The organism is Nocardia sp. NBC_01377 (genome assembly GCF_045040005.1).
Taxonomy (GTDB): Bacteria; Actinomycetota; Actinomycetes; order Mycobacteriales; family Mycobacteriaceae; genus Nocardia; species Nocardia noduli.
In genome coordinates this window covers 2,570,500-2,593,456 of the sequence record NZ_CP109566.1, presented here as the reverse complement: position 1 = coordinate 2,593,456, position 22,957 = coordinate 2,570,500, and the positions used below count along the sequence as shown (strand labels likewise).

Sequence of the window (22,957 nt, the reverse complement as noted above, 5' to 3'; positions counted from 1 at the left end):
AGGTCAGAGCACCTTTCGCCATTCCTGCCGCAGGTCAGAAGCTATTTCCATGACTGGGCGAGGCTAGACTTACAAGGTAAGGCCGTCAAGAGGCGGCGTTCGAAGGTTGCGAAGGGTGGCATGACGGAAGAATCGAACGGCGATGTCGGACACAGGATTCCACTCAGCAGGCAGCGGGTCGTGCTGACCGCGGTCGCGGTCGCCGACGAGGTGGGCGTCGAGGCATTGACCATGCGCAAGGTCGCCGATCGTCTCGGAGTCGAGGCGATGTCGCTGTACCACCACCTCAGCGGTAAGTCCGCGATGCTGGACGGCATGGTCGACGCGGTCTTCGCCGAGATCGACCTGCCCGATCCGAACGCGGGCTGGCGAGCGGGGCTGCGACAACGCGCGGAGTCGGTCCGTGCCGCGCTGCTACGGCATCCATGGGCCGTCGGCTTGGTGGAATCGCGAGCCCACCCCGGTCCCGCCACACTGCGCCACCACGATTCGGCGATCGGCGTCCTGCGCGAGGCCGGTTTCTCCATGCCCATGACCGCTCACGCGGTGTCGGTTCTCGACAGCTACATCTACGGCTTCGTCCTGCAAGAGATCAACTTGCCGTTCAACAGCTCCGGGGACATCGAAACCGTGGCCAACGACATCCGCAACGCGATGCCCGTCGACGAATACCCGCACCTGTCCGCGTTCATCACCGAACACGCACTCCAGCCCGGATACGCCTACGCCGACGAATTCACCTACGGACTCGACCTGATCCTCGACGGCCTCACCGCCCGGATGACCCACCTCGCGAGCCCCGACAGCCGATGAGCCGCCAACCGGGAGACATGGAATCGCCGGAGAACAATTTCTATCGGCACCTCGTCGACCAGTACCGGCATCAGACCAGCACGGGTCAGCGCGCCCGACCGGCGCACGACCACCGCGATACTGCACAGACCCGAAACCTGCGAGTTCTCCGGACGGACAGCCGGTCCACTTCTGGAACGCGTCTCGACGGACACTGCGCCTGCCGGTTTCCAGACCCCGGCCACCGCCTACGGTCCCGACTTCGTTCTCGAAGTGGCCGGCGTCCAGCGGATCGAGACGCCGTGCAGCGTGGTCGCCCTATCCCGATCAGTGCTGTCGGGGGCCGTCCGGTCGGACGCGGCGCACATCGTCATGGGCGCCACTGCGGATCGTTGTCGTCGCGGGTGCGGATGGGCGCGACTTGGCTGTGACGAGCGGACGGACCGCCCTCCGGGTAACCGCTCCCGATGTCGACACCGGACCGAGCGCGGCGGGAGTGGGGATTCGATACTGCATGGCGCGGTAGAGATTTCCCGACAGCGCCCACGTGGACACGATCATCGCGAACGTGCCCGTCGATCCGTCGGGGTTCTCGAATCTCGAGGACGGATGGACGTAGCAGCCGTACAGGCGCTCTTGGATGTCGTATGTCCCGGATCCCTGTTCCGCCCCCACACCGGATTGGTGTGCGGCGCGGTATGCCAATTGATGTATTCGATCGGGCCGTAACCGACGCGGACGAATGCCTGGTACGCGCCCGCGTCGAATCCGGACAGTACCCAGTGGTTCTGGATACGCCGCAGGCAGATTTCCCCCAATCTCGTTCCAGGGGGCAGGATCTCGTCGGCATCGCCCTTGCCCCACTGCCAGGAGCCGTCGCGGTACTGCCAGGCGTCCCAGGAGTACGGATCCTCGATCGCCGTGGCGGTTTCGGCGACGCGCCACATCGAGGCGTTCTTGTCGCGGGCCAGTCCGCCTGTGCCGATGATGTAGATATAGCCCTCACCTCCGCGTTCCCAGGTGACCATCGTGCGGCGACCGCCGGAGTATCCGGTGGACCAGCGTGGTGATCCGTCGGGCAATTGGTGCGTGCCCAGCGCGATATACCAATGCTGGCCCAAATCGTCGGAGTACCACATTTCGCACCGGATCTCGTTGCCGAGGCCGTTGGCCACCATGCCCCAGAGATAGATGCGGTCGCCCACGCTGATGGCGTCGGTGGGCAGGATCGTGGTGAACTCGCCGTTGTTGTGCGGGTAACTCCAGAGCTGCTTTCTGTTGCCGGGCGAGGACACGAACCCGATCGGCATACCGACCGGGGTGTCGTTCGCGATGGTGAGGACCGGCGAGCGCCAATCCGCTCCGCTACCGACGGCCGGAATGGTCCCGTCGAACGTGTCACCCCAGAGGTAGCCGATCCGGCCGTCGGGCATCCGGAACGGGATAGCGAGGTCGCTGCCACCGATCCGGCCGATTGGCGAGGGATTCAGATTCTTGATTTTGGGCATGGTTCGGCCCCTTTCATATCCATGATGAAATCGCCGGGTTCGCTGGGAACCCGAGCGCTGAAATTCGGCAATTCGATTCCGCGCCGCTACCGGCCCGTGCCCTCACCGACCGTTCCGACGTGCCGATAAGAGTTCACGGCGCAAGAAAACAGCGGCTGACATGACGGTTCATCCGAGCTGCGAGCCGAGCGGCGATGACGCGATTTCGCCGATCACTCCCGAAAGCCTCGGCGCGCGCAGAATCAGTGACAGAAGGAAGAATCCCCGTCATTCGCCGGCCTGCGGGAAGCGTTCACCGCCTCGTAGGTCGAGTTCCCACCGTCCGACACGCGAGGACCACAAAATGGTTCCCCCGCATCCCCCGCACCGCCGAAGCACTCCCCCGAGGCCACCGAACAGCTCTCCACCCGAATTTCGAATACCGCCTTGTCCAGGCATATCGTCCCCCTGAAAGTATTGTGATTCGTCCATCCGTTGGGCCCCGACGCCGAAGGATCTCGACCTCCCCCACCCCGCGTATCTTCAGCACAACCGAAGCGTTACAGCGATATTCGAAAATGGTGATTCGTGAGCTTCGCCGACCAGGCATAGTTCCAGGATCGAGGACATCGCGCCGTCGGGGCTCGAACCGATGCGAACTGCCGCCGGTCCGCCGGATCTCAGAACCACTCTCGCCAGCGGGCGATCACTGGGAGTGTCACGATCGACGCCATGGGCGACCGAAGCGGGACACGACCTCGTCGACGAACTCCTGGATGGCGGCCTGCCCGTCGAAAGGCTCTGACCGCCGCCTGCGGGTCTGGTGCTCGTCGACCCGACGCCGGAAGCGGCTCCGATCTATGACGATCGGACCAAAACCGCCACGAAGACCGACCGCATCCTCGCAGTACAGCAGCGACTCGCGCTCTGCCCACCGCTGATGCAGGCCCTGACCCGCTCACACGGACGCCTGCTCTCCACCGATACCTACGCCGCCATGCTGGCCGAGGACTTCACCCCCGCGGCCCGCGCCCGAACCCGACACGAGATCACCGCCGTCGCCACGGCGATCGACGAATTCCGCCGCCGCCCATCACAACTGCCGAACCCCGTCACCGTGCTGTCCGTGACCAGGGCCGCGCGCCACCACGCCCGCAATCTCGACGTCATCCGCGAATATCACCGCCGCTACGCCGAGCAGATCGGGGCGAGATTCAACGAATGCGATTCCGAGCACATCGTGCCCGCCGAACAACCCGCCCATATCGCCGCGGCCATTCATCGACTGGTGAACTCCGCGTAGCCGGTTATCGTCCCCGACCGTCGGTGACGACGACCGGCCACGGACCCAAACACCAACCGATGCCTCGAAACACCGGATCAGGGTGGATGTATCGCCGTCGCGGGTGGGGCCGTAGGTACTTCCGGCAGCCGCCTCGTTCGACAAGGTGTCTGTTCGGCGACTAGCGCGCGAGGCCATCGCGGACGATGACCAGCAACCGGTCGGCCTGTGGAGGGTCCGCCGCCGCGCGTCCGATTCCGTTGGCCGAAGCGAGCAGGTCGGCCACATCGAGGTCGGCCTTGATCGCGCCCGCTTGCTGCGCCCGGCGCAGCAGATCGGCCGCAGCGGTGTGCATCGTCTCGTGCCATTCCCGGTACAGCGCGGAACGCTGCCCGGCCTCGTCATCCGGAATGGCAAGGGGCAGTCGTCCTGTCGTGGAGACATGCGCGATGAACGCGCGCAGCCAGACAAACAACGCATCGGCAGGCGAAAGATCCTCGAGCAAGGTCCGGCCCAACTCCCCCAACCCGGTGACCTCCTCGGCGTAGACAGCGATGACCATGTCGCGGCGAGTAGGGAAATGGCGGTACATCGTCGCATTCCCGACCCCGGCGCGGCGGGCGATCTCGTCCAGGGGTGCGGTCACGCCGAGTTCGTCGAATACTTCCCTCGCGGCCGACAGGACCAGCTCGTAGTTGCGGCGCGCATCGGCGCGCCGTGGTCGGTCGGCCATCGTTCTCCTTGCTAAGTGGGGTACCCCCCGGTTAGTCTAACGACCACTAAACGGGGAGGTCCCCGATTATGAGAGAGGTCGTCGAATGCTGGACATCACCGCGGCGGATCGAATCGCGATACACGAGACGATCGCGCTGCACGGACATGTGGCCGACGACCGCGACTGGGATCGGTGGGACGAGCTGTACACCGACGATCTGGTACTGGACCTGGAAGACTTCGGGTTCGGCACGATCTACGGCATCGCGGCGCTGCGGAAAATGGCCCGCGACAACCAGGATGACCCGTCCCAGCCGCTCGGGCATCACGTCACCAACATCGTTCTGACCGCACACGTTAGCGACCGGGTGCGGGCGCGCTCCAAGGGGCTGGCGGTCAATGCGGACGGGACGAGCGGGACTGTCGTCTACGAGGACACGCTCCGTCGGGAACCACAGGGTTGGCGTATCTGCCACCGGAGGATCCTCGCGCGCCGCGCACCCGTGCAGCCCTGATCGAATACTCACACCGAATACGCTGGTGCGAACAGCATCCGCTCATCGGCAACAGAGGATCGCTCGGCTGCTGTCGACACGAAAGGTCCGGATAGCGGACTGGAACACCTTGGGGCTCCAGTAGAACTCGCCGGATTTCGGTTCGAGCCCTATCCGGGGACCGAACTGACTCGGTTCTGGTCCACTACGACGTTGGCGACCCAGCGGCGATCTCCGACGACCCGGGCGGCTCCGTCCTGGATATCTGGACGGTCCGGTTGTGCCGGCGGTCTCCGCGTGTTACGTGTCGAACAACTGAATGTGGATGTAGCGACTCCCCTGATCTCGTTCATCCACGATAATTATTCGATACACCGATTTGCCGTCGGAGCCCCGGTATTGGTCCTCGGCTCGCAGGATCGACGGCGAAGTATCGAGCGGAGGTCCCGCAATGGTGGTTTCGGCGACCCTGAAGACAACTTTGACCAGCGGCGCGGAGAAGTTCGATGCCCGCAGCAGCTGCTGGACACCGTCCGGGCTTGTCGACAACGCGAGCTGATACAGAGTGTCCCGACCGAGGTAGCGTCGAATGTCAGGGGTGTCCGCCCGGGAGAATAATTCAGCGCGGACGAGATACTTTCGATGAGATCGGTCATACCATCCTGTCTGGATTTTGCCGCTGCCTTCAACAAATCGACAGCTGAGAGAATTTCGGACCTGTACGACTCCCGCATGGGATGGTCCGTCAGCAGAGCCCAAACTCCCACGGGGAGCGTCAGCCCGACAAACGTCATCGGCCGCGTGAGATCGTTGCTCAGCCCGACCGCCTGGTTGTACACCAAGCGCTCGAGGCAGGTGCCCGCATTCTGGACGGTTTTCGACACCGCATACAGGTCCCAGCTGCGCACGGCAATCGCGTCCCCGAGCAGGCCCGCCATGCCGCCGAAGGCTTGTGCGCCCGACCTGGTCCAACCTGTTTGCAGCCAGGTGGTTCCGCCGAGGATATTCTCCGACGTCGCATAGTCATTTACCCCCAGCTGAACCCTGCCAGGGTGGGCATATCGACCTCGAGTCTATCCACGACGCCCCTCGTCTCCCCGCCTCGTTGGCCTGATCACCACGCTGCATCGATTCCCTCGATAGACCCTGACACGGAAGACATGACTATGAAAGCCGACCGAATTGGGGGCAATCCTCGAGAATGGCGTAGCTCAATCGGTGCCCCGCGCCAGCACTCCGGCCCGCGGGCCGGGCGGAGAATCCGCGCAAGGTGTGTCCCTCATATATGGCAGCCGCACGGTCCGGCCGCCGATCGACGGGGAAGCTACCTGCTCGAGCCATGGATCGGTGGCCTCGACCACTACGACGAAGCGGGCATTCCGAAAGCGGTTGCGAGGAAGTATTTCTCGTGGACCCGGGTTGGCAGGCACACTGCTCGACTGCACCCTGGCCGAGCGGCCGCAGACCTCACTCTGCTTGTTGTCCGGCCGGGCGCCTACGTCGGGGTTGACATAGTCCTCGACCGCGACGCTGTTCCAGGGCAGGGGCAGGCCAGCGACGACTGCGTTCTCGTCGCGGCGCCGGCCGCGGACGAAGAAGCGCAATGCAGGCCGGCCGTCGCTCCCGCTGTCCGCCTGGTCTCTATCACACCACCCGGGCCGGACCAACCAGACTGCGCCTCAACAGATCTCACACCGCGATCGCACCGGCAATCGCGTCAGCCCTCTGACATGAGAGGTGTTTTCCCGCCGGTGCACGTCGCCACCGATCAGGGCCAGTTCGGGTAGGTGGCAGAACAGGTACTCGAGCGCGATCTCGGCCTGCGCGTTGGCCAGCAGCGCGCCCAAGCACCGGTGAATCCCGTGTCCGAACGCGAGCTGGCCCGCACCGGAGCGAGTCAGATCGAACTCGTCCGGCCGGGGGAAGACCGCGGGGTCGCGGTTGGCCGCGCCCAGGCACAGCAGCAACCGATCGCCCGCCGCGATCGCAGCGCCGCCGATCACGGTATCGGTGGTGGCCAGCCGTGTGGTCGATTGCAGCGGCGGGTCGTAGCGCAATGTCTCCCGCACGGCCGCTACGGCCAGGCTCGGGTCGCGACGCAGCCGCGCGGCCTGATCCGGATGCCGCAACAAGGCCAGCGCACCGTTGCCGATCAGCGAGGTGGTCGTCTCCAGCCCTCCGACGAAACACATGACGCAGACCGAGACCAGTTCGTCGTCGGTGAGCGACTCACCCCCCGCGGTGCGCGCCGCGAGCAGGCCGCTGATCAAATCCGGGCCGGGATCGCAACGGCGCTCGGCCAGCACGTCGCTCAACGCTTCGACGAACTGATCGGCGGCTTCGTCGGCGCGGTCGAAATCCGCCGCCGTCATCGTCCCCGGATCGAGCAGGCGCCAGATATCGCGGGTCCACGGGCCGACCCTGTCGTACAGCGTTCGCGGCAGCGCCATCCAGTCACACAACACCCGCACCGGCAAGCCTGCCGCGAAATCGGTGATCACATCGAATCCGTCGGCCGGATCGACAGCGCGCAGCAACTCGGCGACAACACCGGTGATCAGCGGATGAAGGCCCGCCACGGCCTGCGAGGTGAAGACGCGGTTCACCAGACCACGCAGACGCGCGTGATACGGATCGTCGGTGAACAGCAGCGACCGCTCGCCCAGTAGCTCCGTACGGGCGTTGCGCGCTCGCCCCAGCCGTTCGGCCCTCGCGGCGACCAGACGCGGGCCGTGTTCGGAACTGAACGAACTCGAGTGCAATACCTGGCGAATATCCGCGTGCGAGGTGAGCACCCACACACCCAGAAATGTGCGGTGCACCGGCTCGCTCTCGCGTAATCGGCGATACACCGGGTAGGGATCACGACGGAACTCCGCGCTGAACGGATCGAACCGAGGTCGCCGTCGAACCCGATCGCGCGTAGGGGTATGCACGACGACTGCTCCTGACGCTGCATGACAGATCGATCGACCGCTACGATACAACGTTCGACGCCCCGGTGCCGTTCTGGCGAACGGGCCACGCACGATTCCACCGCGCATTCCGTCTTCATCGACTGGCTGACCAACCTCGACGACCCGATCGCCGATACTCGAGTATCGACCTTCACGCGCCAGGCAGACCTGGGCTGGGTCGATCTCGCTGTCGGTTCCGGATATGCCCACCGCGAACCGGTGGGCATATCCGGTGTGGTTGCGGGCGGAGCTATGTCGTGGCGGTCCAACCGTTGTCGCCGCTCCACCACTCGGCGGTCCGATTGGAGCGGTCCTGCTCGATGGTACGACCGCGCAAGTATCCGGCGAAGTAGCGGTCGCCCTGATAGATACCGGTCTTCCGGTCGTGCAGCATCGGTGTCATCCCCTCGATCCGGTGTGGACGTTCAAACGATCACAGCGAAGACGTTTATGTGTCGGGCTACACCGGTGGATCGTCGCTCGATCCGCGCGGCCGCTGGGCCTGTCGATCGATGCCGGCTGCGTGGACGCCACGCCGGGGTCAGGCTTCGTGGCAGCGGACGCTGGCTGACCCATGTCCTCCACCCTCGAGTACAGCGACGCGACAGCCTCGGTGCGAGAGGTGCACCGGCAGCGCACCTCGAACTGGGGGCATGACCGCAACGACGGGCCTTTCTACCCTCACCGCTCATCGCATCAACGTGGAGGATCTCTTGTACCGTCCCATGCTGAATGTCATTGTCGGCGGCGCGCTTGCTGTCGCGCTCGCCCTGCAGCCCGCGCTCGCCGCTGCAGCGCCGAACGGAATCCCTGTGGCGCCATCGACCACCGCCTCGACCCAGATCACAGCACCATTCGACCCCGTGTGCCCCCTCTGCTTCATCCGCGAATTCATCGAAAGCGGTTCCGCGCGCTGATAACTCCGTCCGACCGGGCGAGCAGGACCTGCTCGCCCGGTTCGGGGATCAACTGGCGATCGGCTCGTCACTGACGGGTCGCGGCCGCCGCGCCAGATCGGAGACGAACACCCGTCCACATCGACGGCATCGCGCACCCGGCGCCACTCGTTCAGCCGCAGATACCTCGCTCAGACCATGACTCGCGATTTGCACTATGCACACCCGAGCACTTCCCCGCACGAAGCGAACAAATCCAGCACCCCCGCCACCATTCGAGGAACCGTTCGCGACCGAAGAGGGGCGCGCAGGTATCGGCGTGCCTCCGCAATCTTGGCCGCGCGAGGGGATCCCCGATCTGTGTACCCCGTTCGGCTCTAGCCCACTTCCGGTGGTAGTTCCGCAGAGATGACGGCGGGATGCATCGGTGAGTGTTGTGAATGTTCCTGTCGGGGCTACATTTCGGAACTAGGCATCCGTTCCCTCTACGAAGCGATGTGGGCTGATGGGAGTGCGAGATGAACGAGCCGCGAAAACGGTCGCTGCGGGTGGTGCGGTAGATATCAGGTTCTCCAACATGGCGGAGGAAGGAAAGGTCGCCTGGCGCAAGCCCACGAAACATTGGGCTCCTCGCGCGGCAATACCGGGGGTGAACAGGCGATATACAGGCGCCAGCAGGACACAACACCAGGGGGAAACGATGCGACTTCAGCGATTCGTAAACACCGCGTTCATTGTCTGCGCAGTGGCGGCGGTCGCCGCATGCGAGGGCGGCGCGACAAGTACGTCGCAGGCGGAGACGTCGCAGTCCGGCTCGACCGTCAGCTCGTCGGCGCCGCGCTCGAACACCACCGCACCGTCGGCTCCGGCATCGTCACCCCCGACAACGACCACCGGCGCCCCGGGGACACCAGCCACCGAGCCTGCGTCGACTGCCGGATCCGGCACGGTCATGCTGCGCACGGTCACCGTCGGGGGCGTCGCGGTCCCGAATGTGCCGGTGCGCCTGGCACGTTACGCACCGTGCGGTCCCGCCTCGCGGGATCTACCAGAGGGGACTCCGGAGGTCGAGCGCTGGACGGGCACCACCGACGCCGACGGGCGGAGCACGTTCACGGTGCCGGTGGGCTGCTACCACTTCGGCATGACCCCGCCGCCCGGCTCCGACCCCGTGCCGGAGGGAATGCACGCCCTCTTCGTGACGGCCGACGGCGAATCGGTCACCGGCTCGTTGCGTTTCAGGGATTCCGCGCAGGCGGCGCATTGCGATCCCCAGAGCATCGTCGGGCAGCTCGAACTCGCCGACTATCAGCGGAACGCGACCGCGACGGTGCGCGAATGCGACGGCACCTGGGCGGTCATCGCGTGGGACGTGCCCGGCGACAGCCAGCGCATCGTGTGGCGGGCGGCCTCGCGCTGGGCCACGTATGTGGTTTTCCCACACAACCGGTGCTGGACCCAGGCGAAGACCGACGGCGCGCCGGACACGCTGGAGCGCGTGGGTGCGACGATCGGCGATGTCGCCCTACGTCCCCCACACTGACCGCTACCGGACTCGACCGTGCGTCACTTCCTTTCCGGCGCGGGTGGTCAGCTGTTTGGTGGGTGGTGCGGATACTGTCTTCGCGCGGTGTGTTCTCGAGCTCGGCGGTCGACTCGAGGTGGTTCTGTCTGCCCGAAACTATCAGCGCGACAAGGTGATACCCGAGAACGGTGCGGAGTTCGAAGCGTTGCTGGAGCGTGCGGCTGGGGTGCAGGTCATGGATTTCGACGACGCCGACCGTAAGGCCCCCGCCGCCGCGAACGAAGTCATGCTCGCCGCGTGCGAGCGACTGATCGCGGTGTGGGGTGGTGACGCGGGTGAGAATTCGGGCACCGGCAGCGTGGTGGAGTCGGCTCGCGCCCGAGGAATTCCGGTCAGTGTGGTCTGGCCGGTGGGCGCCACACGCTGATGCGCACGTTCTCCTGGATCGGTGGTCCCAGGTCGCGGTCCTCGGTGTGAGATGTCCCCCCTTTCACGATCCGGTCGGTGTTGGCTATATTTGTCGACGCAGCTGGTTCGCCGGAGGCGGAGTCGAGGAGCCCCTGATCCGTCCGATGGCGTCGAAGCCCAGCGGTGTTCGCGCGCCGCGGGGTGTAGAGGGAACCCGGTGAGAATCCGGGACTGTCCCGCAGCGGTAAGTGGGAACGACAGCCGTCACCCGCACTGGGCGCATGCCTGGGAAGCGACGGTCGGTAGGACCAGCCCCGGGCACCGAACGCCGGGGTCGACCCCATTCTCGGGTCGATGCCCACGAGTCCGAAGACCTGCCCGTTGTACCGGATACGCCGTATCCGGTGGTCGTCGCCTCGTGGATTGGGCGTCACGCCCAGTGGGACCCGGGCACGGGAACGATGCTTCTCGGGCTCCATCGGCGTGCGTTCCATATTGGGTGGCGGTCCTTGCCGCTGACCATGGAGCTCATCAATGTCGAACCCGCACACGACTTTTACCGCCACCGTGCTGGGCCTTCCGCGCGTCGGCCCCAACCGGGAGCTCAAACGCGCCATCGAGTCCTACTGGGCCGGTCGCGTCGATGCCGAGGCCCTGCACGCCGTCGCGGCGAACCTGCGCGTCGCCCAGCTGACCGAAGCCCGCGAGGCCGGGCTGGATTCGGTACCGGTGGGCACCTTCTCCTACTACGACCAGGTGCTCGACACCGCCGTGCTGCTGGGCGCGCTGCCGCAGCGGGTGTCCGGGATCGCCGACGAGCTGGATCGCTATTTCGCGGCCGCCCGAGGTGATGCCGAGATCGCTCCGCTCGAGATGACCAAGTGGTTCGACACCAACTACCACTACCTGGTGCCCGAGCTGGCCGCGGATACGGCCTTCTCCCTGCATCCGGACAAGCCGCTGGCCGAATTGAAGGAGGCGCTGGCCCTCGGTGTCCCGGCCCGGCCGGTGGTCGTCGGTCCGATCACCTTCCTGAAGCTGGCCAAGTCGGTGGATGACAGCGATCTGCTGAACCGTCTGCCCGACCTGTTGCCGCTCTACGAGCGGTTGCTGGGCCTGCTCGCCGAGGCCGGTGCGCAGTGGGTTCAGATCGATGAGCCGTCGCTGGTGACCGATCTCACCGAGGCCGAACTCGCGGCGGTGCGCACCACATACCAGCGGTTGTCGGAGGTGTCGACTCGTCCGTCGATCCTGGTAGCCGCCTACTTCGGTCGGCTGGGCACGGCGCTGCCGGTGCTGGCCGAGACCGGCATCGAGGCCATCGCTCTCGACCTGGTCGCCGGTGAGGACGCGGATGTCGCTGTGGCTCGGTCGATCATGAACAAGTTGATCGTGGCGGGCGTGGTCGACGGTCACAACATCTGGCGGGTCGATCCCGACCTTGCACTGCCGCGGCTGATCGGGCTGCGCGACGCCGGTGTGTCGGTGGCGGTGTCGAGTTCGTGCTCGCTGCTGCACGTGCCCTACAGCCTCGAGCCCGAGACCGATCTGGACGAGCGGCTGCGCGGCCGGCTGGCGTTCGGGCAGGAGAAGATCGCCGAGGTCCGGGTGCTGGCCACCGCCCTCCGTGAGGGGGAGGGTGCGGTCGCGCAGGCCCTCGAGATCGCTCGCACCGCGGTGGCCGACCGCAAGGCGGATCCTCGTCTGCGCGTCGAGTCGGTACGCGAGCGGTTGGCGGGTCTGGATACCGGTGCCACGCGCCGCGCTCCGGCCGACGAGCGCCGGATCGTGCAGCAGGAGCGGTTGAAACTGCCGCTGTTGCCGACCACCACGATCGGCTCCTACCCGCAGACGAGCCGGATCCGGGTGGCCCGTGCCGAACTCCGCCGTGGCGAGATCGACCAGGCCGAGTACGACATGCGGATGCGTGCCGAGATCGCCGAAGTCATTGCGCTGCAAGAGGAAATCGGCCTCGACGTGCTGGTGCACGGTGAGCCCGAGCGCAACGACATGGTGCAGTACTTCGCCGAGCAGCTCGATGGCTTCGCCGCGACGATCAACGGCTGGGTTCAGTCCTACGGCACCCGGTGCGTGCGCCCGCCGATCGTGTACGGCGATGTGAAGCGTCCGGTGGTCATGACCGTCGAATGGATCACCTACGCGCAGTCGCTGACCCGCAAGCCGGTCAAGGGCATGCTGACCGGCCCGGTCACCATCCTGGCGTGGTCGTTCATCCGCGACGATCAGCCGCCGGCCGATACCGCCCGCCAGATCGCACTGGCCATCCGGGACGAGACGGTGGACCTGGAGGCGGCCGGAATCGGCATCATCCAGGTCGACGAGCCCGCGCTGCGCGAACTGCTGCCACTGCGCAAGGCCGACCAGGCCGCCTACCTGGACTGGGCGGTCGACGCGTTCCGCCTCTCGACCTCCGGTGTCGCCGATGCCACGCAGATCCACACCCACCTGTGCTACTCGGAGTTCGGCGAGGTCATCGGGGCTATCGCAGGATTGGACGCCGACGTCACCTCGATCGAGGCGGCCCGCTCGCACATGGAGGTGCTCGACGACCTCAACGCGGCAGGCTTCGATCTGGGCGTGGGCCCGGGTGTCTACGACATCCACTCCCCGCGGGTGCCGAGCTCCGAGGAGATCGAGAGGTCTCTCGCACTGGCATTGAAAGCCGTTCCGGCCGAACGCCTGTGGGCCAACCCGGACTGCGGTTTGAAAACCCGTCGCAACGACGAGGTGGTCGCCTCGCTGCGCAATCTCGTCGCGGCGGCCCAGGCGCTGCGCTGACGTGATACCGGGGCGCCCGAACGCGGGCACCCCGGTCATCCGGCGCATCCCTTCCAGCCCGAGGCCAACATGCACACATTTCCGCGCACGGTGACCGGCCATGCCGTCCGAACCGTCCACACCGCGTCCGCCGCTCGATCGGTCGTGGAGAATCTGCGTACCCACTCCACGACGCAGGTACCGTTCTCGGTGGAGTTGAACCCGCCACGTGACGCCGACGGCGAGGCCCGGTTGTGGCGCACCGTAAGGCAATTCGAGTAGCCGGTAGGTATCGAGGGTGAGAGTTTCCGACATGTCTCGCTCCTGTCATGGTGGCGTATACGGTCCGACAACAGTCTGGAAGGAGGGCGGGGCGGCGGTAAGGGAAGGAACTTCCTGGGAAAGCCGGTCCTACCCACCCGTAGGATCGATACCGATGACCGGCATCGTCGATGTGACACAGGAATTGGCTGCTTTCTCCTGGTAAGGCGCGAGCGCCTGGACCCGGGGGATCTCGGACTGCCCGCCCGCCGTCAGGCCAGGCGCACCCCCGGTCTGCGGCGCGAGGAAGTGGCGGAGTTGGCCGGTGTCAGCACCGACTACATCGTCCGGCTGGAACAGGGACGCGGCCTACTACCTTCCGAGGAGGTACTGGAAGCCCTGTCGCACGCGCTGCGCCTGGACGACGACGAACGCGCCTACCTGTTCGATCTGGCCCGTCGACGCCTGCCCAGCCCGGACAAACCGGTGACCGCTCCCGCACCCGAACTGGCTCGGCTCGTCGAGGATCTTTCGCCGCTGCCCGCGATGCTGGTCGACCACCGCTACGACATCCTGGTCCGGAACCGCGAAATGGCGTTGCTCGTCACCGATTTCGAACTGGTACCGCCGAGCAGGCGCGACACGATGTGGCTGTGCCTGATGGATCCGGCGATGCGGGATTTCTACGTCGAACGCGAACGCGTGATCAGCGAGGGCATCGCCGATCTGCGGGCGGCGTGGGCCGCGCATCCCGATGATCAGCGGCTCGCCGATATGCTCGCGGAACTGAGGGCCGGTAGCGAGGAATTCGCGCGGGCATGGGCCGGTCACGATGTGAAGGTGCGCGGGCGCGGCAGCAAACCCCTATGCCTCCCGATAGCAGGGCCCCTCACGGTCACCTTCGAAGTACTCGTGCCGCTACAGGACCCCGATCAGCGGGTCATCATCTACCGTGCGGCCGATCCGGATTCGCGGGCGGCGCTCGATCGGCTGGTGGCCGCCCCCGCAACCGTACGGGCGTCGCCGGGGGTGTGATCCCCTGCCGGAGTGGCGGCGTATTCGGTTGGCTCATCCGTCAGGCGAGTTCCCGAACGTCGAGGGGTGGAGCGAGCACTGACCGACTCCACCAGCACCCACCGATAGACACCCGAGCGCGGCAGGCGGATCCTCCGGACGCATCGCGATCACCTCGAATGGTGGGTCAGTCGTCGCTGTCGACGCGTTTGCGTGGCGCCATCGGCGTGTACGGGTCACCGTCGATGCCCCACGAGTTGACCCAGTTCGGGACCAACTCGATCCAGCGTGCGCCGAAGCCCGGACCGAGAACCTCGCCGCCCGACTCGTGGATACGCACCTTGCCTTTGACCGTCACCCCGCGTGGCGTCCAGGTCGGCTCCGTCACGAGGTCGTCGACGACGAACGCGGCGTTCGGGTTGATGCGCAGATGACGGATATACAGCCGCTCCTTGCCCTCGAACGAATGCCCACCGATCTTGAGCACCTGCCGCTCGGGATCCAAGTGATAACCGGTAGGGACGACGTGCGGGACGCCCGTCCTGCCGGACGTAGCCAACCGCCCCAACCGCTGCCGGAAGAGATACTCCTTCTCCCCATCGGTGAAAAGACTCATCGACCACATCCTTCCTTCGAATTCGGGTCGAGCCTCGGCTCGTGCCGAACGAACGGCGGGTTGCGTCCAGCCGAGTGGTCTACCAGCGACTCCGTAGCGACCACGCGAGCGTGCCGTAGCCGGACAGTGGACGATCGCCGTGTGATTCTCCTGGAACCGCGAAACTCAACGAAGGGACAGTTCACGCGATGACCGGGATCGAGCCTATCGAGACAGGCAAGCAGTTCGCCGAACAACTCGCCGCAACCGCCCCTGACCTGCTGTCGACGTTCGTGCAGTCGCTGAGGAGCGCCGAAGCGCACACCATTTCGCACGGCAACGTGGCTCTCGACATCTTCGGGCATGTCGAGTACACCAATGCAATGCCCTCTTCGAGTGACGATGTCTGGCAAGTGTTGTCCACCGCGCGTTCGATTCGCCGATTCACCGACGAGCCGGTCGACGACACGACGCTCGACCGTTGCCTACGAGCCGCGACCTGGGCGCCGAACGGCGCCAACGCGCAACTGTGGCGATTCGTCGTCCTCGACGCGCCCGAACAGCGGGCCGCGGTGGCACAGGCGGCCGGGATCGCCTTGCGGTCGATCGAATCGATCTACGGGATGAGCAGGCCCGACGACAGCGACCAGAGCCGCGCAGCGCGGAACAACCGCGCCACCTACGAACTACACGACCGCGCAGGTGAATACACCTCCGTGCTGTTCACCGCGTTCAAGAACGACTTCTCCTCGGAGTTCCTGCAAGGCGGTTCGATCTATCCCGCGGTGCAGAACTTCTATCTCGCCGCGCGTGCGCAGGGGCTGGGGGCCTGTTTGACGAGCTGGGCGTCCTACGACGGCGACCAGATCCTTCGCGAGTCGGTCGGCATTCCCGACGAATGGTTTCTGGCCGGGCACATCGTTGTCGGCTGGCCGCGCGGACAGCACGGTCCCGTGCGTCGGCGCCCCCTCACCGACGTGGTCTTCCGCAACCGCTGGGACGCCGAACACGCCGACATCACCTTCGGACGAGGTGCCCGACCCAGAGGCCAGTCGTAGTCGTGCCGCTCGCCGGACCAACGGCCGTCCAAGTGCTCCACCTGACGGAGACCGGCTGCGACCTCGATGTCGGCGCGGAAGTCCGGCCGGGGTTGTCACCCCGGCCCGGAACTGCGGACCTTTCCGCGTGGTATCTCACGGAAGGTGAGATTGCCGTCGGGGCCCGGCTCGCGCGGCATGCCGAGGACGCGTTCGCTGATAGCGTTACGCGCCATCTCGGTGGTGCCGCCGCCGATGCAGGCGACCTGACGCATCAGGAAGGCCTCGCCCGCGCCGACGAGCGCATCGTCGTCTTCGGGCCACGCCGCCGCCGCGGAACCCGCGATATCGGCTCTGATAGTGGCTTGGCGCACATCCGCGACACCGTGGAAAAGCCTGCCGATGGCGGCGGATTGGTCCGGCAGCACGCCGGAGGCCAAACCGACGGTGAGCCGATCCTGCAGGGCCGAACCGACGAGGTCGAGCATATGCGCTTCGCCGAGCAGTTCACGTACGCCCGGATCGTCGACGTTCCCCGCCGCTCGCGCGACATCCACCATGGGGGTGTCCACGATCGCGGGCCGGTCCGCCCGGGTGACGTGGGGCGAGTTCGCGGCCATCCTCTCGTGGAACATCCACCGCCGCCCGACCGTCCAGCCGTCGTCCACCGCGCCGACCCGATCGCTGTCGGGAACGCGGACATCGGTGAGGAATTCCTGACAGAAATCCTTGGCGCCGTTCAGCATTTCGATCTGATGCACCTCGATCCCCGGTTGATGGATCGGCAGGATGAACACCGTCAGTCCGCGATGTTTCGGTACATCCCAATTGGTTCGCGCCAGGCACAGCGCCCAATCCGACCACCAAGCGCCGGTGGTCCAGATCTTGGCGCCGTTGAGGATCCAGTCGTCGCCGTCGCGGACGGCCGTCGTGACAGCACCTGCCACATCGGAGCCGCCGCCGGGTTCGGACAGGAACTGCATCCAGATCTCCTCCCCGCGCAGGATGGCCGGGATATGGCGCGACTTCTGTTCCTCGGTTCCGAAATCCAACAGCACCGCCGCGCACGGCGACATGGTCGGCACCTGGAAACGGGTCGGATATTCGTAGCCGAGCAGTTCCTCGTTGAACGCCTTCTGGTGCGCGCCGGTCAGTCCCTGTCCCCCGTACCGGGTCGGGACGGCGATGCCTGCGAAACCGGCCTCGTAGAACTTGCTCTGCAAGCGACGGTCGTAGGCCACGGCCGCCAGTTCCACGTCCCTGTCCACGCTGCGCAGTCCGGCCGAAATCTCGCCGCGGTACTTTCCGAGTTCGGCCCGGATCCATTTCCGCGCGCGTGCGCGGAAGTCCTCGACGGACTCGATCTGGTCGCTCATGCCGAAATCCTTTCTTCCACGACACGGTTCGCGATCCGCCGACGATGTTCGGACGGGGTGCCGTGCAGCATCCGATTCATGGTGGCCCGGCGCAGGAACAGGTGCAGATCGTGCTCGAAGGTCAACCCGATGCCGCCGTGCAACTGGACGCAGTCCTGGAGCACTTCGACACTGTGCTGACCGATATAGGCCTGGGCCGCACTCGCGAGCGAATCCGCGTCCGGGCGGCGATCGGCGACAGCGGCGGCGGCGGTGTCGGCGATGGCGTGCGACGCTTCCAGCCACGACTTCATATCCGCGAAACGGTGTTTCAGCGCCTGGTAGGAATCCAGCGGACGCCCGAACGCGTAACGATCGGCGGCCCACCCGACCGTCATGTCGAAACCGATCTGCATGGCTCCCACGGTTTCGGCGCACTGCACGACCAACGCCACCTGAAGTTGGCGTTCGATCTGCTCGGCCGCGCCGCCGATATCGCCGACCGCCGCGCCGCCGGGCACGCGCACGTTGTCGAACACCACCGTGCCGAAACGGCGGACCAGATCGATCGAGCGCAACGGCGTGACCGAAATCCCCGGCGTGTGCGCGGGCACCAAGACCTGGGTGAGCCCGTCTTCGCTCTGCCCGCTCACCAGGAAGTACCGCGCCGACTGCGCCGATTCGACCGGACGTTTCACTCCGTCGATCACCAGATCCGAACCGTCGACCCGAATGCGCAGGCCGTATGCGCCGAGCGTGTGATGGGGCGGCGGTTCCGCGCAACACCAGGTCGCGATCGCCGATCCCGATCGCAACTCCTCGAGCACATCCGGATGCGAAGCGGTCTCGTGCAAGGCGTCCGCGACGACGTTGACCGGGACCAGCGGACCCGGCGCGCTGTGACGGCCGAACTCGTAGGCGAGCAGGGTGAGGTCGACCAGCGGGCGTCCGCTGACACCCTGGCCGTCGTCCTCGGCCAGCAGCGACGTCCAGCCCAGGTCGGCGCCGCGGCGCCAGTAGTCCCGGTCGTATCCATCCGGATGCTCACGCAACGCGCGGATCACGGTGACGGGGACGTGGGTGGTGAGGTATTGCGCGGTGGTCGACCGGAAGAAGTTCTGGTCGGACGTCGCATCCAATAGCATCGGTCAACTCGTTCCTGTATGGATCCGGCATCTGAAACTTCGAACTCGACACCTCACGGCGTCGATTCGGACCGCGATCCCGACAGACCGGCCGGTAGCGGTACCGGACCTGCCGTGCACGTCGGCCGCGAGACCGCTCGCATCGAGCCGTCCGGGTGTCACGGACCCCCGGAATGGCGGTCTGATCTGGACATGTCGGTACCAGGGTTCCCATCGACGGTGGAGGCAGAATGAATGGAGTTGCGCCGGCACACGACGCACCAGCATCTCCACGCGGTTGATCACCCTTGATTAATCGAACGCTCAACATTTACGGCAGATCGTCCGAATTTGTCAATAGGCATGGATCCGGCCCGGTTTTCCACCCGGCCTGCTCGGCGCGCGAACATCGGAGCGTTTTCGGCGCGGCCGCCGCGGCACCGACGGGCCTTCCTCGCGCCACAAGCGTGGGATCTTCGCCGCACGGCTTCACACGGCGGCGGTAGACGGTTGATCAGGGCTGACCTGTGACGAACGCCTGTACAGCGTTGTAGAACTCCGGGCCGCCCATGATCGAACCGCCGACGGTTCCGCCGACCAGCACACCCAGGGGGATGCTGACGCCCCAGATCAGGACCAGGCATGCTCCGAGGAGGCCACCCACGATGGCGCCGCCGACGACGCCGGGCATGTTCTTGTTGATCTGCTCCACGAGCCGGTCGTAGGAGCTGATGTCCTCCACCCGCGCAACACCTTCCACGGGTGGCGTCAGCGTCAGGGTACGGCCGTCGGCGGCGACGTGGTGTGTCATCGTGATCGAGCGGCCGTCGGAGGCGTACGACCGCGGCACTTCCAGGACCGCCGCTCCGTCGCTCGTCTCGAGCATCACCGCGCCGTTGCCCGCGAGTTCGAAGCTGCCGTTCTCCACGGTGGCGGTGACGGCCTCGTCCACCGGCGAAATGGCGATCCGGTAGCCGATCCCGCTATCGACGCCCGAAGTTGTTGCTTCCCGGCCTGTTTCGGTCGGCGTGGCGGGTCCCGCGTAGGCGGTTGCCGTCGTGACGGCCATGGCCGAGGCTGTCACGAGAACAGCAGCGGTCGTCTTTCCGAACTTCATTCTTCGAACCCCTCTACTCAGGAAACTCTGATAGGCGGATCGAGTCGGACCGCGAGCGGTCGTCGGCGTAGTGCTGGAGTGTAGCCAGAAGGTACGGGGTTCCGGATCGGCGGCATGGTCGAGTCACGAAGCAGCACGATGTCCCACTCGCCGACGTCGAGGTCGTGCCGCTGCCGGCGGGTACCCGGGTCGATCGTATGCGCGCTCGAACGTTCCGTCGCTGCCGCCGTCGATCCAGGTGCTTCAGATGACGATGGCGGCACCACAGATCCCGCAGGACTCGAACTGCTTGCGACCCCAGCGCAGCACCGGGATGAAGAAGATCGTGAGCTGCGTGTACTCGCGCAGCCGGGTCCACTGCGTGGTGTTGTGGCAGCGTGGGCAGGTCCGGGTCCCGCCCGGGCCGACGGGTTTCTGCTTACGGCCGTATCCGAAGAGGAGGAACACCCCTCTCAGCGTAGCCGGCGCTCGCGGCCCGCGGGTTTGTGCGCTCGATCCGCACCGAGAGGTGGTGCCGCTCGTATCGGTGCGCGGTCGGAAGTCGTCCCTCGACCACGAATCCGGCGATCCTGTCGCCCGGACCCGGCAAGGTGGTCGACACCCGTTCGAGGCGAATCGCCAGGGTGAAGGAGTTGTACTCACGGCCGTCCGGGCTGGATCGAACGCCGCTCCCTCATCCGTGATTTCGCCGATGCGCTGACCGATCAGAACCCCGACACCGGCGAGATCGTGCCGTGGTCGGCGACCAGGTAGCAGATCGGTCTTGGCCTGTGTCCGGCAACGCGCCATGCGTCAGATAAGTGTGTTCGGCAGAGCGAGCGATGCCGGAGTGTGGCGGAAACCAGAGACCGACGCAAACCCATTGTCCCGCAGTCACTCTCGAACCGAAACCAGGATGCCGTTTGTCGTGGCAGGTAACGACGAGGGGAAGCCGGCAGATAGTTGTCGGTCCGGGCAACCGGACGTCGCAGGCTGGAGTGGGGATGAAACACCAGCGCATGGAACTGATCGGTCGGTCGATGGTGCCGGTCCTGCCGCGATAATTCGGTCGAGTTCTGGGGCGTGGTGTAAGTAGTGGGTCGCCGGCTACGAGCCGGGCCGAACATCGTGCCAGTGTCCACGTCAGGTCGGCGACAGGTCGGTGTCAGTCGATCCGGCGACAGTATCCCTGTGAACAGCACAGCAATTGCCGCTACACCGTGGCAGAAGTCCCAAGGCGACAGCATGATTACCGACCTGGTCGGCGGCTCGAGCAACATCGTCTACGTCGCGGCGTTCACGTCCATGAACGAGAGCGGCCCACTCGTCGCCAATATCGTCGGCTCGATCCTCAGCACGGTGATCGCGAACGAACTGCACCGGCGGCTCACTTCCGCGCGACCGGTCGGGTCGGCTGGTTCAACGCGCAGTGGGAGGGCGGCGCACTGGCCCTGATCGGCCTTCTGATCAGCACGGCGGCTGTGGCAGGAAGCCGGAGTTCGATACGTCCGGCCTGAGCGCGGTGCCGCGAAGGTCGAGGCACTCGCCCCGATCGTAGACGGAAGGGTCTGCAACACCCGGGTCAACGCGATTGGCTTGGTATTGGAGGCCTGACCGTCGCGTTCGTGCATCCACCGCTACGACCTCACCGACGACCCCGCCCGATACACCCACCGACTGGCTGACGGCCACACCTGCGGCGAAGCGGTCTTCGTCCCCCGCCACGGAGCCACAGGTGATAACGACGGATACCCGCTCACCTTCGCCCATAGCGGCGCCCGCGGGACCGGATACTTGCTGATCCTCGACGCCACCGACCTGGGGCGATCAGTAGAGGGCCTCCAGCGGACCAACCGCCGTTGCCGATCATGCCGTCGATACCGGTGCCCGAGAGGTCCCGGGCGGCGAACGCCTTGGCTTCGTCTTGCCACTGTCCGGTCAACCGGGTGATCGAGGCCGCCGACAATCCGGCGCCGGAGCCGAGGAACTGTTCCAGCGCCGGACAGTCGCCAAGGACTTCGGGATCTCGCAGAGTTGCGTGAAGAAACGGGTCGGACAAGCCGATATCGAAGACGGGCATCCCCCGACGCCACCCGTCACGAGTCGGGCGAGCTGCGCGAAGCCCGCAAACGGATCGGGCAACTCGAACAGGAAGCAGAGGTCATGCGCCGCGCGGTCGCCTATTTCTCGCGTGACGTCAACCCGAATGACCCCTTCTATTGGAATGTGCGTGTGAGTTCACAGAGCACGCGACGCATTGGCAAGTAGGTTCGTGAACATGGAGAACGAGGGACCCAGCCGGACAGCGCTCCTCACCGCGTATGCCCGCGCCTACCACCAGATCGCTGACCGACCACCGATCTTCACCGACCCCCTGGCGGCACGTCTGCTCGGCATCACCGCAGAGGAACTGGCCCAATTGGGCACGCTCACAACCGATAACCTCGGTGACGTGGTCAGCGATCGACCCCGCCGCCTGTTCTTCGCCGCCCGCGCCCGCTTCGCCGAGGACGCCGTGGCCGCGGCCATCACCGCTGGTGTGCGGCAGGTCGTGATCCTCGGCGCGGGTCTGGACACCTTCGCCTATCGCAATACGCGCCCGGACTTGCGTGTCTTCGAGGTCGACCACCCCGCCACCCAAGCATGGAAACGCGAACGCCTCACCACCGCCGGAATCGACCGCCCTGAAAGCTTGACCTTCGTGCCGGTCGATTTCGAAACCCAGACGCTGGCAGCGGGATTGGAATCCACCGGATTCACACGGACGGACCCCGCCGTCTTCGTGTGGCTGGGCGTCGTCTTCTATCTGACTCCGAACGCCGCCCACGCCACCCTCGAATACATCGCCGCTCAGGCCCAGCCGGTCGAGGTGGTCTTCGACTACCTCCAGCCCGCGACCACCGATGAGGACCGTGCGTACCAACAGGCACGTGCCGATCGGCTGGCCGGCGTCGGCGAACCCCTGTTCAGCTACTTCACACCCGACGACATAGCAGCACAGCTGCGCGCGCTCGGCTTCACCGCCATCGAAGACCACTCCGCTCCCGACCTCATCGCCGGCTACCTCGACGGATCCGCAACATTCAGGGACGAACCGCCCCGCGCGCTGCGCGCGATCCGCATACTGCGCGCGAGCCGCTGA

Annotated in this window: 21 protein-coding genes, 1 pseudogene and 1 riboswitch; of the genes and pseudogenes, 12 read left to right on the top strand and 10 right to left on the bottom strand. The window is 65.9% G+C overall.

Annotated elements, in window-relative coordinates:
- The first annotated feature begins 120 nt into the window (after window positions 1-120).
- The gene (locus tag OG225_RS11840; RefSeq protein WP_405181715.1) at window positions 121-813 is read left to right on the top strand and encodes a TetR/AcrR family transcriptional regulator; all 693 of its coding nucleotides are present in this window, start codon (window positions 121-123) and stop codon (window positions 811-813) included.
- Window positions 814-1,349: 536 nt separating this feature from the next.
- Here OG225_RS11840 and OG225_RS11835 read toward each other — a convergent pair.
- Complete coding sequence (locus OG225_RS11835; protein WP_405181714.1) at window positions 1,350-2,300, bottom strand: DUF4185 domain-containing protein; 951 nt, start codon at window positions 2,298-2,300, stop codon at window positions 1,350-1,352.
- A gap of 802 nt (window positions 2,301-3,102) precedes the next feature.
- Between OG225_RS11835 and OG225_RS11830 the strand changes: the two genes are divergently transcribed.
- Window positions 3,103-3,582, top strand: coding sequence for a hypothetical protein (locus OG225_RS11830; RefSeq protein ID WP_405181713.1), 480 nt, complete (start codon window positions 3,103-3,105; stop codon window positions 3,580-3,582).
- A gap of 160 nt (window positions 3,583-3,742) precedes the next feature.
- Here the strand turns inward: OG225_RS11830 and OG225_RS11825 are convergent, their stop codons facing one another.
- On the bottom strand, window positions 3,743-4,294 hold the full coding sequence (locus OG225_RS11825; RefSeq protein WP_405181712.1) for a TetR/AcrR family transcriptional regulator: 552 nt from the start codon (window positions 4,292-4,294) through the stop codon (window positions 3,743-3,745).
- 85 nt (window positions 4,295-4,379) lie between these two features.
- Here OG225_RS11825 and OG225_RS11820 point away from each other — a divergent pair, with 85 nt between their 5' ends.
- Window positions 4,380-4,790: a nuclear transport factor 2 family protein gene (locus tag OG225_RS11820; RefSeq protein WP_405181711.1), complete on the top strand. Its 411-nt coding sequence runs from the start codon at window positions 4,380-4,382 to the stop codon at window positions 4,788-4,790.
- Between the two features lie 1,658 nt (window positions 4,791-6,448).
- On the opposite strand, the gene OG225_RS11815 is transcribed toward OG225_RS11820, so the two are convergent.
- Both OG225_RS11815 and OG225_RS11810 read right to left on the bottom strand, forming a co-directional pair.
- Window positions 6,449-7,705 (bottom strand): cytochrome P450, encoded by a 1,257-nt coding sequence (locus OG225_RS11815; RefSeq protein ID WP_405181710.1) that lies wholly within the window; start codon window positions 7,703-7,705, stop codon window positions 6,449-6,451.
- 271 nt (window positions 7,706-7,976) lie between these two features.
- On the bottom strand, window positions 7,977-8,120 hold the full coding sequence (locus OG225_RS11810; protein ID WP_405181709.1) for a hypothetical protein: 144 nt from the start codon (window positions 8,118-8,120) through the stop codon (window positions 7,977-7,979).
- A gap of 259 nt (window positions 8,121-8,379) precedes the next feature.
- Here OG225_RS11810 and OG225_RS11805 point away from each other — a divergent pair, with 259 nt between their 5' ends.
- The gene (locus tag OG225_RS11805) at window positions 8,380-8,643 is read left to right on the top strand and encodes a hypothetical protein (RefSeq protein ID WP_405181708.1); all 264 of its coding nucleotides are present in this window, start codon (window positions 8,380-8,382) and stop codon (window positions 8,641-8,643) included.
- Window positions 8,644-9,330: 687 nt separating this feature from the next.
- Here the strand turns inward: OG225_RS11805 and OG225_RS11800 are convergent.
- Window positions 9,331-9,576, bottom strand: a complete 246-nt coding sequence (locus OG225_RS11800; protein WP_405181707.1) for a hypothetical protein — start codon at window positions 9,574-9,576, stop codon at window positions 9,331-9,333.
- Between OG225_RS11800 and OG225_RS11795 the strand changes: the two genes are divergently transcribed.
- From OG225_RS11795 to OG225_RS11780, 4 genes are all read left to right on the top strand, one after another.
- Window positions 9,575-10,165 (top strand): hypothetical protein, encoded by a 591-nt coding sequence (locus OG225_RS11795; RefSeq protein WP_405181706.1) that lies wholly within the window; start codon window positions 9,575-9,577, stop codon window positions 10,163-10,165. The genes OG225_RS11800 and OG225_RS11795 overlap by 2 nt on opposite strands.
- A 118-nt stretch (window positions 10,166-10,283) precedes the next feature.
- Window positions 10,284-10,574 carry a hypothetical protein gene (locus OG225_RS11790; RefSeq protein ID WP_405181705.1) on the top strand — a complete coding sequence of 97 codons (291 nt, stop codon included), beginning with the start codon at window positions 10,284-10,286 and terminating at the stop codon, window positions 10,572-10,574.
- A gap of 145 nt (window positions 10,575-10,719) precedes the next feature.
- Window positions 10,720-10,952: riboswitch (cobalamin riboswitch) on the top strand.
- A 137-nt stretch (window positions 10,953-11,089) separates the two neighbouring features.
- Complete coding sequence (gene metE / locus OG225_RS11785; RefSeq protein ID WP_405181704.1) at window positions 11,090-13,354, top strand: 5-methyltetrahydropteroyltriglutamate--homocysteine S-methyltransferase; 2,265 nt, start codon at window positions 11,090-11,092, stop codon at window positions 13,352-13,354.
- A 549-nt stretch (window positions 13,355-13,903) separates the two neighbouring features.
- Entirely contained in the window at window positions 13,904-14,629 is a 726-nt protein-coding gene (locus tag OG225_RS11780) for a helix-turn-helix transcriptional regulator (protein ID WP_405181703.1), read from the top strand.
- A 166-nt stretch (window positions 14,630-14,795) separates the two neighbouring features.
- On the opposite strand, the gene OG225_RS11775 is transcribed toward OG225_RS11780, so the two are convergent.
- Window positions 14,796-15,224, bottom strand: coding sequence for a pyridoxamine 5'-phosphate oxidase family protein (locus tag OG225_RS11775; protein ID WP_405181702.1), 429 nt, complete (start codon window positions 15,222-15,224; stop codon window positions 14,796-14,798).
- Between the two features lie 362 nt (window positions 15,225-15,586).
- On the opposite strand from OG225_RS11775, the gene OG225_RS11770 reads away from it, so the two are divergent.
- A complete protein-coding gene (locus tag OG225_RS11770) occupies window positions 15,587-16,261 on the top strand; it encodes a nitroreductase family protein (RefSeq protein ID WP_405183239.1) in 675 nt (224 codons plus the stop codon).
- A gap of 95 nt (window positions 16,262-16,356) precedes the next feature.
- Here OG225_RS11770 and OG225_RS11765 read toward each other — a convergent pair whose 3' ends face one another.
- From OG225_RS11765 to OG225_RS11750, 4 genes are all read right to left on the bottom strand, one after another.
- Complete coding sequence (locus OG225_RS11765; protein ID WP_405181701.1) at window positions 16,357-17,616, bottom strand: acyl-CoA dehydrogenase family protein; 1,260 nt, start codon at window positions 17,614-17,616, stop codon at window positions 16,357-16,359.
- Window positions 17,613-18,740: an acyl-CoA dehydrogenase family protein gene (locus tag OG225_RS11760; protein ID WP_405181700.1), complete on the bottom strand. Its 1,128-nt coding sequence runs from the start codon at window positions 18,738-18,740 to the stop codon at window positions 17,613-17,615. Before OG225_RS11760 ends, OG225_RS11765 begins: the two co-directional genes overlap by 4 nt.
- A gap of 493 nt (window positions 18,741-19,233) precedes the next feature.
- A complete protein-coding gene (locus OG225_RS11755) occupies window positions 19,234-19,836 on the bottom strand; it encodes a hypothetical protein (protein ID WP_405181699.1) in 603 nt (200 codons plus the stop codon).
- A 243-nt stretch (window positions 19,837-20,079) separates the two neighbouring features.
- Window positions 20,080-20,283 (bottom strand): zinc-ribbon domain-containing protein, encoded by a 204-nt coding sequence (locus OG225_RS11750; protein ID WP_405181698.1) that lies wholly within the window; start codon window positions 20,281-20,283, stop codon window positions 20,080-20,082.
- 777 nt (window positions 20,284-21,060) lie between these two features.
- On the opposite strand from OG225_RS11750, the gene OG225_RS11745 reads away from it, so the two are divergent.
- The 3 genes and pseudogenes from OG225_RS11745 (at window position 21,061) to OG225_RS11735 (ending at window position 22,957) form a co-directional block, all read left to right on the top strand.
- Window positions 21,061-21,270, top strand: a complete 210-nt coding sequence (locus tag OG225_RS11745; RefSeq protein ID WP_405181697.1) for a hypothetical protein — start codon at window positions 21,061-21,063, stop codon at window positions 21,268-21,270.
- Between the two features lie 174 nt (window positions 21,271-21,444).
- A pseudogene (locus tag OG225_RS11740) lies at window positions 21,445-21,627 on the top strand (carotenoid oxygenase family protein); the annotation flags it as partial.
- 466 nt (window positions 21,628-22,093) lie between these two features.
- Complete coding sequence (locus tag OG225_RS11735) at window positions 22,094-22,957, top strand: class I SAM-dependent methyltransferase (protein ID WP_405181696.1); 864 nt, start codon at window positions 22,094-22,096, stop codon at window positions 22,955-22,957.